The organism is Clostridium vincentii, assembly GCF_002995745.1.
GTDB lineage: Bacteria > Bacillota > Clostridia > Clostridiales > Clostridiaceae > Clostridium > Clostridium vincentii.
The window spans coordinates 1-16,159 of sequence record NZ_PVXQ01000004.1 but is presented as its reverse complement, the minus strand read 5'-3'; the positions used below and the strand labels follow the sequence as shown (position 1 = coordinate 16,159).

17 protein-coding genes are annotated in these 16,159 nt (G+C 29.9%); 7 read left to right on the top strand and 10 right to left on the bottom strand.

Annotated features, from left to right (window positions below):
• Window positions 1–119 precede the first annotated feature (119 nt).
• The gene (locus tag CLVI_RS02575; RefSeq protein WP_106058555.1) at window positions 120–1,508 is read left to right on the top strand and encodes a glycoside hydrolase family 1 protein; all 1,389 of its coding nucleotides are present in this window, start codon (window positions 120–122) and stop codon (window positions 1,506–1,508) included.
• Window positions 1,509–1,593: 85 nt separating this feature from the next.
• Here CLVI_RS02575 and CLVI_RS02570 read toward each other — a convergent pair whose 3' ends face one another.
• Both CLVI_RS02570 and CLVI_RS02565 read right to left on the bottom strand, forming a co-directional pair.
• Window positions 1,594–2,115, bottom strand: a complete 522-nt coding sequence (locus tag CLVI_RS02570; RefSeq protein ID WP_106058554.1) for a J domain-containing protein — start codon at window positions 2,113–2,115, stop codon at window positions 1,594–1,596.
• 63 nt (window positions 2,116–2,178) lie between these two features.
• Window positions 2,179–3,090: a patatin-like phospholipase family protein gene (locus CLVI_RS02565; RefSeq protein WP_106058553.1), complete on the bottom strand. Its 912-nt coding sequence runs from the start codon at window positions 3,088–3,090 to the stop codon at window positions 2,179–2,181.
• A gap of 312 nt (window positions 3,091–3,402) precedes the next feature.
• Between CLVI_RS02565 and CLVI_RS02560 the strand changes: the two genes are divergently transcribed.
• Window positions 3,403–5,160 carry a helicase-related protein gene (locus tag CLVI_RS02560; RefSeq protein ID WP_106058552.1) on the top strand — a complete coding sequence of 586 codons (1,758 nt, stop codon included), beginning with the start codon at window positions 3,403–3,405 and terminating at the stop codon, window positions 5,158–5,160.
• A gap of 43 nt (window positions 5,161–5,203) precedes the next feature.
• Here CLVI_RS02560 and CLVI_RS02555 read toward each other — a convergent pair whose 3' ends face one another.
• The 3 genes from CLVI_RS02555 to zupT all read right to left on the bottom strand — a co-directional run bounded on the left by CLVI_RS02555 (window position 5,204) and on the right by zupT (window position 6,523).
• On the bottom strand, window positions 5,204–5,467 hold the full coding sequence (locus CLVI_RS02555; protein ID WP_106058551.1) for a spore coat protein: 264 nt from the start codon (window positions 5,465–5,467) through the stop codon (window positions 5,204–5,206).
• A gap of 19 nt (window positions 5,468–5,486) precedes the next feature.
• On the bottom strand, window positions 5,487–5,663 hold the full coding sequence (locus tag CLVI_RS17355; protein ID WP_170065572.1) for a hypothetical protein: 177 nt from the start codon (window positions 5,661–5,663) through the stop codon (window positions 5,487–5,489).
• An 80-nt stretch (window positions 5,664–5,743) separates the two neighbouring features.
• Window positions 5,744–6,523 carry a zinc transporter ZupT gene (zupT, locus tag CLVI_RS02550; protein ID WP_106058550.1) on the bottom strand — a complete coding sequence of 260 codons (780 nt, stop codon included), beginning with the start codon at window positions 6,521–6,523 and terminating at the stop codon, window positions 5,744–5,746.
• A 180-nt stretch (window positions 6,524–6,703) separates the two neighbouring features.
• On the opposite strand from zupT, the gene CLVI_RS02545 reads away from it, so the two are divergent.
• Both CLVI_RS02545 and CLVI_RS02540 read left to right on the top strand, forming a co-directional pair.
• Window positions 6,704–7,798: an AI-2E family transporter gene (locus tag CLVI_RS02545; RefSeq protein ID WP_106058549.1), complete on the top strand. Its 1,095-nt coding sequence runs from the start codon at window positions 6,704–6,706 to the stop codon at window positions 7,796–7,798.
• Window positions 7,799–7,889: 91 nt separating this feature from the next.
• Window positions 7,890–9,191: a homoserine dehydrogenase gene (locus tag CLVI_RS02540; protein ID WP_106058548.1), complete on the top strand. Its 1,302-nt coding sequence runs from the start codon at window positions 7,890–7,892 to the stop codon at window positions 9,189–9,191.
• Window positions 9,192–9,240: 49 nt separating this feature from the next.
• Here CLVI_RS02540 and CLVI_RS02535 read toward each other — a convergent pair whose 3' ends face one another.
• Both CLVI_RS02535 and CLVI_RS02530 read right to left on the bottom strand, forming a co-directional pair.
• Window positions 9,241–9,570 carry an AzlD domain-containing protein gene (locus CLVI_RS02535; RefSeq protein ID WP_170065571.1) on the bottom strand — a complete coding sequence of 110 codons (330 nt, stop codon included), beginning with the start codon at window positions 9,568–9,570 and terminating at the stop codon, window positions 9,241–9,243.
• Complete coding sequence (locus tag CLVI_RS02530; protein WP_106058546.1) at window positions 9,557–10,303, bottom strand: AzlC family ABC transporter permease; 747 nt, start codon at window positions 10,301–10,303, stop codon at window positions 9,557–9,559. Before CLVI_RS02530 ends, CLVI_RS02535 begins: the two co-directional genes overlap by 14 nt.
• A 113-nt stretch (window positions 10,304–10,416) precedes the next feature.
• On the opposite strand from CLVI_RS02530, the gene CLVI_RS02525 reads away from it, so the two are divergent.
• From CLVI_RS02525 to CLVI_RS02515, 3 genes are all read left to right on the top strand, one after another.
• Window positions 10,417–10,896, top strand: a complete 480-nt coding sequence (locus CLVI_RS02525; RefSeq protein WP_106058545.1) for a permease — start codon at window positions 10,417–10,419, stop codon at window positions 10,894–10,896.
• Window positions 10,893–11,396, top strand: a complete 504-nt coding sequence (locus CLVI_RS02520) for a permease (RefSeq protein WP_106058544.1) — start codon at window positions 10,893–10,895, stop codon at window positions 11,394–11,396. The genes CLVI_RS02525 and CLVI_RS02520 overlap by 4 nt, the downstream gene beginning before the upstream one ends.
• 141 nt (window positions 11,397–11,537) lie before the next feature.
• Window positions 11,538–13,217 carry a cell shape-determining protein gene (locus tag CLVI_RS02515; RefSeq protein WP_242980527.1) on the top strand — a complete coding sequence of 560 codons (1,680 nt, stop codon included), beginning with the start codon at window positions 11,538–11,540 and terminating at the stop codon, window positions 13,215–13,217.
• A gap of 96 nt (window positions 13,218–13,313) precedes the next feature.
• Here the strand turns inward: CLVI_RS02515 and CLVI_RS02510 are convergent, their stop codons facing one another.
• From CLVI_RS02510 to CLVI_RS02500, 3 genes are all read right to left on the bottom strand, one after another.
• Window positions 13,314–14,060, bottom strand: coding sequence for a TSUP family transporter (locus CLVI_RS02510; RefSeq protein WP_106058543.1), 747 nt, complete (start codon window positions 14,058–14,060; stop codon window positions 13,314–13,316).
• A 146-nt stretch (window positions 14,061–14,206) separates the two neighbouring features.
• On the bottom strand, window positions 14,207–14,545 hold the full coding sequence (locus CLVI_RS02505; protein ID WP_106058542.1) for a P-II family nitrogen regulator: 339 nt from the start codon (window positions 14,543–14,545) through the stop codon (window positions 14,207–14,209).
• A 14-nt stretch (window positions 14,546–14,559) separates the two neighbouring features.
• Window positions 14,560–15,807, bottom strand: coding sequence for an ammonium transporter (locus tag CLVI_RS02500; RefSeq protein ID WP_106058541.1), 1,248 nt, complete (start codon window positions 15,805–15,807; stop codon window positions 14,560–14,562).
• Window positions 15,808–16,159 lie beyond the last annotated feature (352 nt).

Here is a 16,159-nt window from a genome sequence, read left to right as displayed (position 1 = left end):
TGTTGAATTTAAAAGATATGCTATTTAAATATAAAGATATTGACGATTTTGCAAAAAAATATATAATTAAAGAAGAAAATGTTTTTTGTTAGTAAAATAAAATAAATGGAGTGTTGTATATGAAGAAATTTTATAATTTTCCAGAAGGTTTCTTTTGGGGAAGTGCCTCCTCAGCAGAACAATCAGAAGGGAAAGGTAATACAGGTAAAGGAAAAACTATTTGGGATCATTGGTTTGAAATTGAAAAGAATAGATTCTTTGATGAAGTTGGGCCAGATGTAACATCAGATTTTTTTAATAGATATGATGATGATATAAAGCTAATGAAAGAGCTAGGACATAATTCATTTAGAATGTCTCTTTCATGGGCAAGATTATTTCCCAATGGAGATGGAGAAGTAAATGAAAAAGCAGTAGAGTTTTATAATAAAGTAATTGATACATTTATCGCAAATGAAGTGACTCCTTTTGTTAATCTATATCACTTTGATATGCCAATGGCTATGCAAGAAAAAGGTGGATGGGAGAGTAAAAAAGTTGTTAAAGCTTATGCAAACTACACAGATAAATGTTTTGAATTATTTGGAGATAGGATTGAACGTTGGTTTACATTTAATGAACCTTTAGGACCAGTACTTGGTGGATATATGCAAGATTTTCATTATCCAAATGTAATTGATTTTAAAAGAGCTACACAAGTAGCTTTTAATACAATACTTGCAAATGCTAAGGCAATTAGGAAATTTAAGAAACATAATCTTAAATCCAAAATCGGAATTGTATTAAACCTTAGTCCAACATATCCAAGAAGTTCTAATAAATATGATTTAGAAGCAGCAGAGTATTGTGATTTGTTTTATAATAGAAGTTTCTTAGATCCATGTGTAAAGGGAGAATTTCCTAAGAAATTGGTTGATACTCTTAAAAAGTATGATCAAATGCCTGAGTATACAAAAGAGGACCTAAAAATAATAAAAGAGAATACAGCTCAAATTTTGGGTATTAACTACTATGAGCCAAGAAGAGCAAAAGCTAGGGATAATGCTGTGAATACTAAGTCCCCATTTATGCCGGAATGGCTTTTTGATACTTATGTACTTCCAGGAAGAAAATTTAATCAGTATAGAGGATGGGAAATTTACGAAAAGGGAATATTAGATCTTTGTAACAATGTTAAAGATAATTATGGAAACATAGAAGCTTTTATTTCAGAAAATGGAATGGGAGTTGCTGATGAAGCAAGATTTATAGAAAATGGGCAAATTAATGATGACTATAGAATTGAATTTATAAAAGGACATTTGAAATATATTCATAAAGCCATTGAAGAAGGATGTAATATAAATGGATATCATCTATGGACCTTTATTGATTGTTGGTCATGGATGAACGCATATAAAAATAGATATGGGCTAGTTAGTTTAGATTTAAAGACTCAAAAGAGAACAGTAAAAAAGAGTGGAGAATTTTATAAACTATTAGGAAAAAATAATGGTTTTGAAGACTAGATAAAGAATATATCTGAATATAAGAAAAATATTACTGGAAAGCCTAATTTCCAGTAATATTTTTATAGATTTATTTATACTAAATTTAACAAAGTCCGCCCTTGTTACCCCCGGTATCATTTCCGCCACCGCACATATTTAAAGCATTACCACCTTGCTTTTCGTTTTTAGAGTAGTTCTTCTTATAAGAACCTACCTTGTCAGAAAGTTTATTCATAGTAGAAACATACTCAGTATTATAAGGATTTAAGGTTGCTGCTTTTTTTATATGATTCACTCCTGAATCAACCCATCCTTTTTTAATTAAAAGAACACCCTTTAAGTAATTCCATTCTGCAGAAGATAAATCTGAGATATAATTCAACTTAGTTTCAGCTGCTATAAAATCATCACTTTCAATTAGATCCCTTACCTCGTCGCAGGTTAAGTTGTGAGTAATTATTCTATAAGCTTCATTAGCCTCACTTAGCTTATCTTCATAGAATGATTTTACAGAATCATCCTGTAAATCATCTAAATCGTAGGTTTCAATAAGATGATTATAAGCATCCTTTAGTTCACTTTCTGAGGAGTGAGGTAATATTCCTAGTATTTTATAAGGATCCATTATTATATACTCCTAGCATTGCTATATAATAAATATAGTATAGATTTGTTGAAAATATTCATCCTATTTTAGAAAAATCTGACTAATAAATAAATTAGCATTAGTCAAGTCATATTTATTTGCAGTATCTTTTAGTAAAGTAACCTTTTTATAGTCATCAAGTTCAATATCTTCACTAAGTTTTGGATTAATTCTTAAGTAAGCATTACCAAGAAGTTCTCTACAATAAAGATCTTCTAAAGAAGATGTATCATTTAGTAGTATGGAAATAATAGGAAGATTAACAGAAGAAAATGGTCTGATGCTCCACTGAAGTATTCCCCATTTCGATGTATTAGTCGCTATTCTTTTTTGATAATCTCCGCATCCTATTGATAAAACTCTAAAGTCTTGTAATCTATATTTACCAGGAAATTTGTGCATAACAGTTACAACTGATGCCATTGCAGGTGAATTTGTTATTACACCTCCATCTATAAAATTATTATAAGATGGAAAATAGGTTGGAGCTGCAGAAGTAGCTAATGCTACATCAACAATCTTATCACTATGATTGGATGTTTTATTAAAATTAGTAAAGAATACCCCCTGCCAATGTTTTTTTGTGATTCCTTTTAGATTAAAAGAAGGAATAAATATAAATTTATTTAAATCATTTAAAGTAGCATCTGGTGAAATAGAAGTTGATATAAGATCTCTTAGAGCTTTGTTTTTATATTTAGGATGAAAAATATTAAATCTTTTAGGAGTAAAAACTTTTTTCATGTTAATAAATGAATAAAGGGCATCGACCTTGTCAGCGGTCAACCCGTAAGCTAAAGATAATGAAATTAATGCCCCAGTTGAAGTGCCAGCAAATAAGTTAGTATACTTTATAAGGCTTGGGTTATCAAGAATAAGTCGATTGAAAAGGCTACTAGATAAAGCTCCTCTAACACCACCGCCATCGAAGGAAATAATTCTAAAAATTGGCAAAAATGTCTCTCCTTTTTAAAGTGCTTTGTAATAATTTATGAAATACTAATAAATATGTTATTAATTTTTATATACATAAATGAAATAATATATGGGAAGAATAAAAATATAATTCTGCAAAGAAATTATTATTAATGTAAATATATGTTATAATTAAATAACTTACTAAAAGTGCATGAGGTGAAATATGGATAAGAAGATTTTAGAAATATTAAAAAAATTAGATAGTAGGGCTAGGGGTTAAATTCTCTAGCTTTATTTTTTATCTTATAAAATAAATGGAATGAAAACGTCTAGAGGAGGTCAATAAGGATGAAAAAGATTACAGGACAAAGGGAATTTAAAAAACTTAAAAGTCAAATCAATCAAATTGAAGAAATTGTTAAAAACTCTAAAGGTGGAGCATTCCATGAACATGAGTCTACTGTCAGAAAAAAAATATTACTTTTAATGGATATGGGAAATGAAGGGCTTAAGGATTATCAGGACCTTTTAGATAGATATCAGGAAGTTTTAGAATATGTAGCTAAGGGAATATTAGAGAGCTATAATAAAAAAAATGATTCTAAATTTGACTATTATCAAGTAGTTAGAGGAGACTATAATAGTTTACTCAATTCAGGTATAATGACTGTTCTTACAAAACATCATATTCCCAAAATGATTTCAGAAGAATTTGAAAAAAATTTTCCTGATAATCCTAAAAATGAATATAGAGAAGCACGGGGTATTGAGAGAAAATTTATAATACATTTAGGAGATACAAATACAGGAAAAACATATAATGCTGTTGAAAGACTTAAAGAATGTAAAAATGGAGTATACCTATCTCCTCTAAGAATATTAGCTCTTGAGAATTATGAAAGGCTTAATAGAGAAGGAATTCTATGTGACCTCAAGACTGGTGAAGAAGAAATAATAAGCGTTGGAGCAACACATACATCTTGTACTATTGAGAAGCTTGATTTAAATAAGCAATATGAGGTAGCAGTAATTGATGAAATTCAAATGATTAATGATTCTCAAAGAGGAGCAGCTTGGAGTCGAGCAATACTTGGAATTAGATCTAGAGAAATTCATGTTTGTGGAGCAATTAATGCAAAGGACATTATTAAGACAATATTAGAGGATTGTAAGGATCCATATGAAATTATCGAGTACACTAGAAGTATTCCTCTAGAGGTTGAAAAAAAAGAATTTTTACAGAAAGATATTGAAGATGGAGACGCTATAGTTTTATTTTCTAAGAAAAGAGTTTTAGAACTTGCTCAAGCTTATTCACAAAGAGGAGAAAAGGCGAGTATTATATACGGAGATCTTCCACCAGATGTTAGAAGAAGACAATATGAGCAGTTTATTAATAAAAAAACTAAAATTTTAATTACAACCGATGCTATTGGAATGGGTGTAAACCTACCAATTAGAAGAATTATATTCCTATCTATTAAAAAATTTGATGGAGAAGAAGTGAGGTATTTGACGTCACAAGAGGTTAAGCAAATCGCAGGAAGAGCAGGAAGAAAAGGTATATATGATATAGGGTATGTAGCAGCCTTAGGAAATAATAGTGAATTTTTAAAAGAGAAACTAAGTGAAGATGATAAAATAATAACTCAAGCAGTTATAGGACCATCGGATGCTATTTTAAGAATAAAAACTTTGCCCCTAATTGAAAAACTTGCCCTTTGGAGTACTAGGAAAGAAAAACTTGAATATTATAGAAAAATGGATATCAGTGATTACATTATTGTTTTAGACAGTATTAAGAGATTTAAACTTAAAGAACAAATTCAATGGAAGTTACTTAAGGTTCCCTTTGATGTTTTATCAGAGGAACTTATGAAACAATTTTTATTTTATGTAGATGAGATATTTGTAGCTAAGTTAAAAGTAATATCAATACCTATAATAATTGGTGCTAATTTAGAGGAGCTAGAGATATACTATCAAAAAATTAATATGTACTACTCTTTTTGTAAATTATTTAACCTAGAATTTAATATGCAATGGATTTATGATGAAAGAGCTGAAGTTAGTGAAGAAATTAATGAAATTTTAGTTAAAATATAAGAGATAAGGACTTTTGTCCTTATCTCTTATATTTTAACTAAAATTAGCTGGCAGATTGTGCATCTTGTGCAAATTTAGTTTTAACTTTTTCAATTTGAGGCATAGGTACTTGTTCTATTTGATACCATCCCTTTTGAGCCATTAATTTGAAAGTATCACTTTCTTTACATATAACATCATTTAAATTAGTTTTTAATTCGCTATGAAGCGGCTCTGTACTTGATTCCTGTACTGCAAAATGATAAATAGAAGATAGAGATTTTTCTAAAGTAAGTACTTCAGTTGCTAAATCTTGATCTGTTAACATAATTATAATCACCTTCCTCTTAGTTTAATAATCCAAATAGTTTAGTTAAGTTTTGTTGATGGTAATTAGCCAAAGTATTGAAATGAGTTTTTAATTGTTGATCTTGACTTTTAGTACTATAATCAGCACATGTTCTTTGTGCTAACTTCTCAGCTGATAATAAATCTTCTAAATATAATAATTCTTTTTGAGTCATTTTAATTTACCTCCTTTTTATAAAGTGGAACAATTCTATTTTCCCCTTAGGAATTTTAATTATTCTATAAAACAAAAGATTTATATTTGAAAAATATGACTAATTGGAATAATACATATACCTAGAACAAGAGAAAAAATGTAAAGTTTATTATAGCCATAGAGTCTAGCTTCAGGTATAAGTTCTTCAAAGGAAATATAAAGCATTATCCCAGTTACTAGGGCAAAAATCACACCCAAAATTAAATCATTAATATAAGGTTTTAAAAATAAAAAAGCGAAAATTGCACCAATGGGTTCAGCAATTCCAGATATAAAGGTATATTTAAATGCTTTTCCTTTGCTTTTTGAAGAGTAGTATATAGGCATAGCTATAGCAATTCCCTCTGGAATATTATGAAGGGCAATAGCAATAGCTAAATTAATTCCTAGGGATATATTTTGATAACCAGAGATATATGTTGCAATACCTTCTGGAAAATTATGTAGCATTAGAGCAATCATAGATACAAAACCTACTTTATATAAATTATTATTTTGATTTTTAGAAGAACTATATTCTTTTTCTGAAGAGAGAAATAAATCAATAAGCATGGCAATTAAAACACCAATAATTAAAAAAAGTAAAGAAAGCATAATACCTGTGAATATACCAAAATGCTCACTTAAAGCTTTTTCTGCAGTAGGCAATAGGTCTGTAAAGGATAGTGTTATCATAACTCCAGCAGAAAATGATAATGCGAAGGTAATCATTTTTTTATTTCCGGATTTAGAAAAGAAAACTATAAATGCACCTATTACTGTAGATAACCCTGCAAGTAAGGAAAGAAAAATTGGAAGTAGTGATTGTAAATTGAACATATAGTACTCCTATAAAATTATTTGTCAATAATAATTTTATTTAAATAAAAAATAAAAAGTACTCTATTTTTAACTTTTATATAAATTATGTAAATATAGAGATATAAACCTTGTAAAATAGGCTATATTATTCTATAATTTTTAATAAACCAAAGTAAAAATAAGAGGAGAGTTAAGCAAATGAAAAACTTTATGAATAGTATTCTTAAATATTTTTCGCCTGAATTAATAGGTAGTACTAAAAGAATATTGAAGTTCTTGTTTATATATACAATTGGCTTCTTTATAGTAGCAGTTGGATTTAAATATGCCATTCCATTTGTAATAGCATTCTTTATAGCAATGGCCTTAAGACCGTTAAAAAATAAGATATTATCAATAAATAGTAAATATAAAAAATTCAAAATTTCAGAGGGATTAGTATCAATAATATTAACTTTATTGATTATAGTCATAGTATCCTTATTGATATTTGTAATAGGGTATAAGATTACGGAACAATTTAAAAGTTATTATAGTTATATAACAGATAAGGAAACTTTAAATAATCTATTAAATACAGCTAATGAAAGCCTGCAAAAAGTCCTTGTGGGTATGGATAATATTAGTCCTGATATTGAAGATAAGTTAAGTGAAATTTTAACGAAGATAATTTCCATAGTTTCATCATTAACATCAGAGTTAGTAGGTAGTTTACTTAATATAATAGTTTCTATACCTATAGCAGTATTAATGATAATTATAACTATTATAGCTACAATATTTCTTGTAAAAGATATTGATAAGGTTCTACAAAAGATTAAGGGAGCTTTTTCAGAGAAGGGATTACAGGTTCTAAGAAGAATTCAAGATAAAAAAAATGTTATTGTTGGAGGATATATAAAGGCTTATTCCTTGATTATGATAGCAATATGTATATATAGTATATTAATATATAAAGTAGCAGGATTTAAATATGCCATAGTAATTGGTATTATAACTGCCCTTTTAGATGCACTTCCATTAATTGGAGCAGGAATGGTTTATGGAATTGTAGCAATGGGAAGTCTTTTTACTGGGGATATTAAAGGCGCAATTATAGTATTAGTAGGATATATAGGTGCCGTTTTTATAAGACAATTCCTAGAACAAAAGCTAGTATCATCACTTTTAGGATTACATCCTTTAGTTATAATAATAGGATTGTTCCTTGCATTAACACCTATAGGATTTATAGGAACGTTTTACCTTATAGGAGGATGTTTGTTATATAAAATCATTTCACTTCCGAAATAATGAGTAAAGTATAGAATTCTCGTAGGAAAAGTAATATAATAAGTAATGTATATAAAAGTTGGGGAAGATAAAAAAAGGGGGAAATATAAACATGAAGAAAGTAAAAATAGCATTACTTGGTTTAGGTAATGTTGGTCGTGGAGTTTGGACAATATTAAAGGAAAATCAAGAAGAGATAGCAAAGCGTTCTGGATTTAAAGTAGAAATTGCAAAAATCCTTGTAAGAGATAAAAGCAAACAAAGAGGTGTGGAAGTTCCAGAAAATATAGTAACTACTGATTTTAATGATATTTTAAATGATGATTCTATTAAGATTGTAGTAGAAGTTATGGGAGGAATTGAACCTGCAAGAGAATATATGCTGCAGTGTATGGGAAAAAAGAAACAGATAGTTACTGCTAATAAAATGTTAATAGCAACTGGTGGAGATGAACTTTTCCATAAGGCGGATAGAGAAGGAGTAAGATTTAATTACGAAGCTTCAGTAGCAGGTGGAATTCCAATAATTCAGGCTATAAATGAAAGCTTAACTGGAAATAAGATAGAACAATTATATGGAATAGTAAATGGAACAACAAACTTTATTCTAGGTAAAATGCAACTTGAAGGAAGTAAGTTTGACGATATATTAAAGGAAGCTCAAGCAAAAGGATATGCTGAAGCAGATCCAACATCAGATATAGAAGGTTTTGATGCCCAATATAAGCTGGCTATTCTAGCATCATTAGCCTTTGGTACAAAGGTAGCTGTAGAGAAGGTTTATAGAGAAGGTATAACAAATATAACAGAGGTAGATATGGAATATGCTAAAACTTTTGGAATGGTGATTAAACTTTTAGCTATAGTTAAGGATACTGATGGAAAGTTGGAGCTTAGGGTTCATCCAACAATGATACCTGAGACTCATCCACTAGCTAATGTTTATGATTCATTTAATGCCGTTTTCATAAAAGGAAATGCAGTAGGGGATTTAATGTTTTACGGCAGAGGAGCTGGAGACTTGCCAACAGGAAGTGCTGTAGTTTCAGATATAGTTTCAATAATTAGAAATAACATAGAATTCGATAATACTAATTTAGTAGTAAAGAATAATTTATGGAATAAGGAAATTATGGATGTAGGTCAAGTCAAAAGCAAGTACTACATAAGACTTACAGTAGATGATAGACCAGGGGTTCTTGGTGATATAACAGCGATTTTGGGAAATCAAGATGTTAGCCTGCGTTCTGTAATTCAAAAAGGTGAAATTAAAAATGAAGAAAAGGTAGACTTAGTATTAGTTACACATTTAACTCGTGAAGATAATATTAATAAATCATTAGAAGAAATAAAAAAGTTAGATGCAGTTAAAAGTATTGATAATTTAATAAGAATTGAAGATTTTGAAAATTAAAAAAAGATGGAGAACTACAATTAGTTCTCCATCTTTTTTTTATCTTTATTTATATTATAAAAGTTAATAGGGTTATAGAAAATACTCCTACGGCTATTGATAAACCTAGAGATTTCTTTTTTACCGCAATTATAACTACTAAAATAGAAGTAATCAGATTTATGTTTGTAAAACCTAAATTTAACCTACCATCTTGTATTAAGACACTAGGTAAGATTAAAGCCGCAAAAACACCTGAAGGTATAAATTTCATCCAATCCTTAAGCCAATTTGGAAGATCCTTTTTAGATAAATAAAGAATTGGTAAGCACCTAGGTATATAGGTGACAATAGCTATTCCTATAATCAATAAATAAATATTTAAGTTACTTAACTCCATTATGTAAGGACTTCCTCTCATTTATAAACTTTTCTATAAAATAGCAAGCTGTAGCAGCAAGTAAGCTTGCTATAATTATGTATAATGTATTATTCATAATTAAGGATAATGACACTGCTATGATTCCAGATATTAGTGCACATAATACATAGATTGCTCCTTTAAATTGAAGACAGAGTAAACAAATAAACATGGAAATTAATACAAAATTTATAATTATATCATTAAAATTAAAAATAGAACCGGTCACTCCTCCAAGAATAGTACTTAATATCCACGTAATATGAGAGATGATATTTAACGACATTGCTCGATTAGGAGTCCAGCTCTTTTCTTTAAATTTCAATAAATTTATAGCAAAGGTTTCATCTGTAATTTCATGAGAAAATAGCATTAGGAATCTGTGGCTAGATTTAGTGAAATATGGTGATAATGTGGAGCTCATAAGCATATGTCGTAAATTAAGTATAAATGTTGTAAAAATTATAGCAGACATAGATGCACTAGCTATTAATAAAGATGCAGTTATAAATTGTCCGCTGCCTGCATAAACAAATAGAGATAACGTGCCGATTTGAAGTGCTGAAAGACCTGCTTTTTGGCACAATATGCCACAAGCTATTCCAAGAGGAATATAGCCTAAGCAGATTGGAATAGAAGCCTTAGAGCCTTCAAGAAGATCACATCTACTTAAAAATTTGATGGTTTTTTTAGATTTTGTGTTTTGTACCATATTATATGCCCCCTATTGGTAAAATACCCTAATAGTATAGCATAAAATACAAGGTAAACCAAAAGTTGGGTTAAGCATAGAATAATACTATAACAATAATAAAAAGTGATAATATGATTCAAGTGTTTTTATATATTATAGCTATTACATTAACTATAGTATCTTTTGTTAAGAATAAAGAAAAAACAAAAAAAGCATTAAAAAAAGGCTGGACAGCCTTTGAAAATATCCTACCAACGGTACTTTCAGTAATGGCAGTGGTGGGCATAACGTTAAGTCTTATAGATGAAGAGGTTATAGTCGCGGTAATTGGACCAAATTCAGGTGTGGTAGGAATATTGAGATCAATTGCTGTTGGTTCAATTACAATGATGGCAGGTTTTGTTGCATTCCCTTTAGGTGCAGTACTTATGGAGAAAGGAGCAGGGGTAGCTCAGATAGCTGGATTTATTTCTGCTTTAATGATGGTAGGACTAATAACTATTCCATTAGAAATAAAATATTGGGGTAGAAAAGTAACTCTTATGAGAAATATTTTGGGAATAATAATATCGTTTATTGTAGCAATAGTAATAGGATTGGTATGTGGATGAAAACAATTATTAGATATGAATATGCAATTATATTCCTGTTTATACTAATAGTAATGTATTTAGTTAATAGAGAAATTGGATCAAAAGCAATAGAGGGTACTTTAAAGAATATTTTAGAGCTAATAAAATTAGTACCGCCTGTGTTTGTACTACTCGGGCTAATGGATATATGGATTCCAAATGAAAAAATGATTAAGTTTATGGGAGTAAATTCAGGGTTTAAAGGATGTATATTAGCATTCTTATTAGGTTCATTTTCAGCAGGACCTCTATATGCAGCTTTTCCTGTGGGAGCTATGCTTTTAAGAAAGGGATCAACTATAAAAAATGTAATGCTTTTTACTGGCGCATGGGCGTGTACTAAAGTACCAATGATACTGATAGAGATATCATCATTAGGCATTAAATTTACAATTACAAGATTAATAGTGGAAATTATTGGTATCATTATAGTTGCTCATATAATTGAAAGAAGTCTATCAAAAAAAGGAACAAAATAATATATATAAAATAGTAGAAAAACTTTAAATATTAGCGAGAATATATAATATTTTATGAATTTAAAAAGCGAGTTATATGTTATACTTCTAGATATGTAATAATAAATAAAATAAGTAATAATCAACATAATGGAGGGAAAAATGGACAATAGAAATTTTGGTGGATTTGATACTGAAAAAATAAAAGAAATATTTTCACATTTCTTTGGAGGAGTCAAAAAAAATGATATAAATAAAATAAAACATGGGTCAATAAAATCATTTTTAAAGTGGCTATTTATTATATATTTCGCTATAGCCTTGGTATTGTTATTGACTTCTAGTTTAGTCTTTGATTTTTCATTAAATGCATTTATAATTATTATGCCGTTGGCTGTAGTTTCTTTGGTTTATGGAATTATAAATTCTATGAAGAGCTTAAGTCTAATAGGAGTAATTGCAGGTATAGCATACTTTGCATTAGTATTTATATCTAGCCCAATGGTTAGCTATAAAAGCCATAGAGATCTTATAGGAACAGTTAATGAGATTGAATTCTCAGATGAAATCGAAAATATTGATTTAAATCAATTACCTATTATAGATACGGAATTAGCGGAAAAACTTGCTGATAAAAAGCTTGGAGAGATACCATCTTTAGGAAGTCAAGTTAGTATTGGAGAATTAACTTTGCAAAGTATTAAAGGAGAGTTATATTATGTAGCACCCCTTGAACATTCATCAATAATCAAATGGTTAACAAATAGAAAAGGAACTAGTGGATATATTAAAGTAAGTGCAACTAATCAAAATGATGTTCAGCTTATTACAGAACTTAATGGAGTAGCGTTAAACATTAAGTATTTGGACTCATCATATTTCTTTAGTGATTTAAGAAGAGCTTCCTATCTTAGGGATATGAAAGCTGGACATACAGATTTTACTTTTGAGTTGGATGATGACGGAAATCCTTATTGGGTAATAACAAGATATGATACAGCTGTAGGTATCTCCGAGAGAAAGGCCACAGGGGCATTAGTAATGAATGCACAAACAGGAACTTCAGAAACTTATGATATAAGTGATTTGCCAGTTTGGGTAGATAGAATACAGCCAACTAATTTTATTGTTAATTATTTAGATAAGTGGGGATCATTAGTACATGGTGTCTTTAACTTTGCTGATAAGGATAAACTGAAGACAACAGAAGGAATGAATTTAATCTTTAATAAGAATGAATGTTTTTATTATACAGGTATAACTTCAATAGGAAATGATGAAGGATTAGTTGGATTTACACTAACTAATACTAGAACAGCTGAGACTACAATGTATAAAACTGCAGGAGCTATAGAGTCCGCAGCAATGAAGTCTGCAGAGGGTAAAGTTCAGCAATTTGGGTACACAGCTACTTTCCCATATTTAATAAACATTCAAGGAGAATCAACTTATTTTACAACATTAAAGGATTCAAGTGGACTAGTGAAACAATTTGCTATGGTAAATGTTAAGAATTATAATACTGTTGCAGTTGGAGATACTCTTCAAGGAACTTTAAATAAATATTTAGAGGTTTTAACTAGTACAAATATTTCTCTTGAAGGAACAAATCAAGATGAATCAATTGATGGAGAAATTGAAAGAATTGGAGTAGTGGTAAAAGAAGGAACTAGTATATATGATGTAAAATTAAAAGGAGAAGAGGAAAAAATATTTTCTGTATCTACGGAGACATCAAGAAATGTTGCTCTAAGTAAGGCTGGAGATATGGTAAGAATTAAATATATAAATGTTGGGGACAGTAAATATATACTTGTTAGTGGTTTTGAAAATATAAAATAGTATATATAAAAATAAGAAGAAGACCAATAAAATGGTCTTCTTTTTTTATGTATAGAAAAGGATAGAAATTAAAAGTTTAGTAGAGCATTTATATTATTATAGAGTAAGTACAAGCTTTACTAGAACTCCAAAGCTCATTATTATGAAGATAGGTCTTATAAGTTTTGCCCCTTTAGTTAGGGCTGCTTTTGTGCCAAAGTGTGCACCAAATATCATAAATATTGCAACGAATATACCTTGAAAAAACCATATTTTACCTTCGATTGCAAATACAATAAAAGCAGTTATATTACTAACAAAGTTAAGAATTTTACCATTTCCAGCAGCATTTACAAAGTCAAACTTAAATATCTTTATAAATCCAAAAATTAAAAATGAACCAGCACCAGGACCAAAAAAGCCATCGTAAAAACCTACAGTGAAAGCTAAAAGCATACCTAAAGCTAAAGTGTTTTTAGTAACTTCTGTAAAGTTATTATTCATTCCTAAGTTCTTTTGAAAAAAAGTATACACACCAACAAAGAGAACTAATACCATAACTAAAGGGTAAAGAATTCTTTGATCTACAAGTAGAACTGTCTTTACTCCAAGTATAGATCCTACTAAAGTTAGTGGAGCCATAAATTTAATAAGATTAAAATTTATTTTTCCAGAAATAGCGAACTTCAAAGAACTTGTAAATGAGGCTGTAGAGGAGGAAAATTTATTTGTTCCTAGTGCAATATGTGGAGGGATACCTGCCATTAAAAATGCAGGTACACTAATGAGTCCACCTCCGCCTGCAATTGAATCTACAAAGGCAGCAAGGAAACCTGCGGCGCATAAAAATATAATACTAATCAAGAATTAACACCTCTTTTAAAATAAGTACTCGCTAATTATACCATAGAGAGGAATTTTTAATAAAGATAGAACTATAAGGTAAGCCTTCAATTTAAGATAAAAGAAAAGACTGATAGAAGTAAAACCTCTAACAGTCTTTTCTCTTACTATAAAGCAGCGGTACCACGATCGCCAGTACGAATTCTAATACAATCAATTATATCTGATACAAATATTTTACCATCGCCAACTTCACCAGTCCTTGTTGTATCAATAATAATTTTAACTATGTCTTCAACCTTATCATCATCAACGACTATTTTAATTTCTACCTTTGGTAAGACATTAATTAAAACTTCATTACTTCTATAGTGTTCAGTCCATCCCATTTGTTGGCCACAACCAAGAACTTGGGATAAAGTTATACCTGCTACTTGAGCAGTGTGTAATGCATCTTTAAGCTCTTCAAGCTTTTCAGGTCGGATTATAGCTTCGATTTTTTTCATATTAAATTCCTCCTTTAATCAAGTCCCATAAATGATGGGTAAGCAGATTCACTATGTTCAGATATATCTAAACCATTAGCTTCATCTGAGGTACTAACTCTAATATCCATAAATAATTTTATCACTTTGATAATTATAAAGGTCATTATAGAAGCAATAGCTATTGTTATAACTATGCTTATAAGCTGAGCCACAAATAATTCAGTATCTCCAAAGAAAAGGCCATTCCACTTTGCAGCAGAGTTAATGGAGGTTTGTGTAAATAATCCAGTTGCAATACATCCCCATATTCCGCCTACACCATGACATCCAAAGGCATCTAAGGCATCATCATATCCAAATTTTGTTTTAATCACAGACATGAAGAAGAAACATATAGGGCTTACTAATGCACCAATTATTAGGGAGGCCCAGATTGGTACAAATCCTGCTCCAGGAGTTATAGCAACAAGTCCAACGACTGCACCGGTAGCAGCTCCAAGAAGTGTTGGTTTTCCAAATTTAATTCTTTCAATAAGCATCCAGCTCATTAAAGCGGCTGCAGCTGAAGAATTAGTTGTCAGTAACGCATGTACAGCAAGGGCTCCTGAACTTAAAGCACTTCCAGCATTAAAACCAAACCAACCAAACCAAAGCAAACTAGCTCCTAAGAAAACAAATGGAATATTGTGAGGTTTGTATGAGACTGCACCATATCCACGACGCTTCCCAAGCATAATACAAGCTACTAAGCCTGTAATACCGGAACTAATATGAACAACGTTACCACCAGCGAAATCAACTGCTCCTAGTTCACGTATAAGTCCACCATCTCCCCATACCATATGAGCTAGAGGATAATAAACTAGAATTAGCCATGCCGTAACGAAAATAGCTAATGCTTTAAATTTCATTCTACCAACTAAAGAACCTGTAATTAATGCAGGTGTTATAATTGAGAACATCATCTGAAAAGCTGCAAACAATGTTTCTGGTATTGTAGCAGCATAAAGAGGATTGGGCTCCATACTAACTCCAATAAAAAACAAATGATTAAATCCACCTATTATACCTTTTATATCATCTCCGAAGGATAAAGAATATCCAACAACTATCCAAAGTACAGATGCTAAACCGCACATGAAAAAAGATGAAAGAATAGTATTTAATACATCTTTTCGTTTAACCATCCCTCCGTAGAAAAAAGCTAAACCGGGAGTCATGAGAAATATTAATGCTGTACTTACTAGCATAAAAGCACTATCTCCATAATTAATTTCCATTTTTACCATTCCTTTCAAAAAAATAAAGATAGGAACCCTATCTTTCGACAAAGTTACTATCTTCATTGACAGTAATACTATATTTTGTGTATGTTAAATCTTTATTATTCACATAATATATCACAAATTTCATAAAAAGAAAAGATTTTTTTTGCTGAATTGAACTTTAAAGAGTATATTAATATTTAATTCATAATTATATGGAAATGTATTACAATGGTTTGCGTTAGAGTATAATTTTAGTAGGCAAAGGTAGCAAAAAAATAAAGGAGATGTAAAAACATCTCCCCAATACATAAATTATCCATTATAATTTTATTGCTAAGATAAAAAGAATGGAGTTGGATTTATG

What these genes read in the sequence shown, in the direction of transcription:
- CLVI_RS02575 (WP_106058555.1), top strand. Translation starts at nt 120, where the DNA reads ATGAAGAAATTTTATAATTTTCCAGAAGGTTTCTTTTGGGGAAGTGCC.
- CLVI_RS02570 (WP_106058554.1), bottom strand. Translation starts at nt 2,115, where the DNA reads ATGGATCCTTATAAAATACTAGGAATATTACCTCACTCCTCAGAAAGT.
- CLVI_RS02560 (WP_106058552.1), top strand. Translation starts at nt 3,403, where the DNA reads ATGAAAAAGATTACAGGACAAAGGGAATTTAAAAAACTTAAAAGTCAA.
- CLVI_RS02555 (WP_106058551.1), bottom strand. Translation starts at nt 5,467, where the DNA reads ATGTTAACAGATCAAGATTTAGCAACTGAAGTACTTACTTTAGAAAAA.
- CLVI_RS17355 (WP_170065572.1), bottom strand. Translation starts at nt 5,663, where the DNA reads ATGACTCAAAAAGAATTATTATATTTAGAAGATTTATTATCAGCTGAG.
- zupT (WP_106058550.1), bottom strand. Translation starts at nt 6,523, where the DNA reads ATGTTCAATTTACAATCACTACTTCCAATTTTTCTTTCCTTACTTGCA.
- CLVI_RS02545 (WP_106058549.1), top strand. Translation starts at nt 6,704, where the DNA reads ATGAAAAACTTTATGAATAGTATTCTTAAATATTTTTCGCCTGAATTA.
- CLVI_RS02540 (WP_106058548.1), top strand. Translation starts at nt 7,890, where the DNA reads ATGAAGAAAGTAAAAATAGCATTACTTGGTTTAGGTAATGTTGGTCGT.
- CLVI_RS02535 (WP_170065571.1), bottom strand. Translation starts at nt 9,570, where the DNA reads ATGGAGTTAAGTAACTTAAATATTTATTTATTGATTATAGGAATAGCT.
- CLVI_RS02530 (WP_106058546.1), bottom strand. Translation starts at nt 10,303, where the DNA reads ATGGTACAAAACACAAAATCTAAAAAAACCATCAAATTTTTAAGTAGA.
- CLVI_RS02525 (WP_106058545.1), top strand. Translation starts at nt 10,417, where the DNA reads ATGATTCAAGTGTTTTTATATATTATAGCTATTACATTAACTATAGTA.
- CLVI_RS02520 (WP_106058544.1), top strand. Translation starts at nt 10,893, where the DNA reads ATGAAAACAATTATTAGATATGAATATGCAATTATATTCCTGTTTATA.
- CLVI_RS02515 (WP_242980527.1), top strand. Translation starts at nt 11,538, where the DNA reads ATGGACAATAGAAATTTTGGTGGATTTGATACTGAAAAAATAAAAGAA.
- CLVI_RS02505 (WP_106058542.1), bottom strand. Translation starts at nt 14,545, where the DNA reads ATGAAAAAAATCGAAGCTATAATCCGACCTGAAAAGCTTGAAGAGCTT.
- CLVI_RS02500 (WP_106058541.1), bottom strand. Translation starts at nt 15,807, where the DNA reads ATGGAAATTAATTATGGAGATAGTGCTTTTATGCTAGTAAGTACAGCA.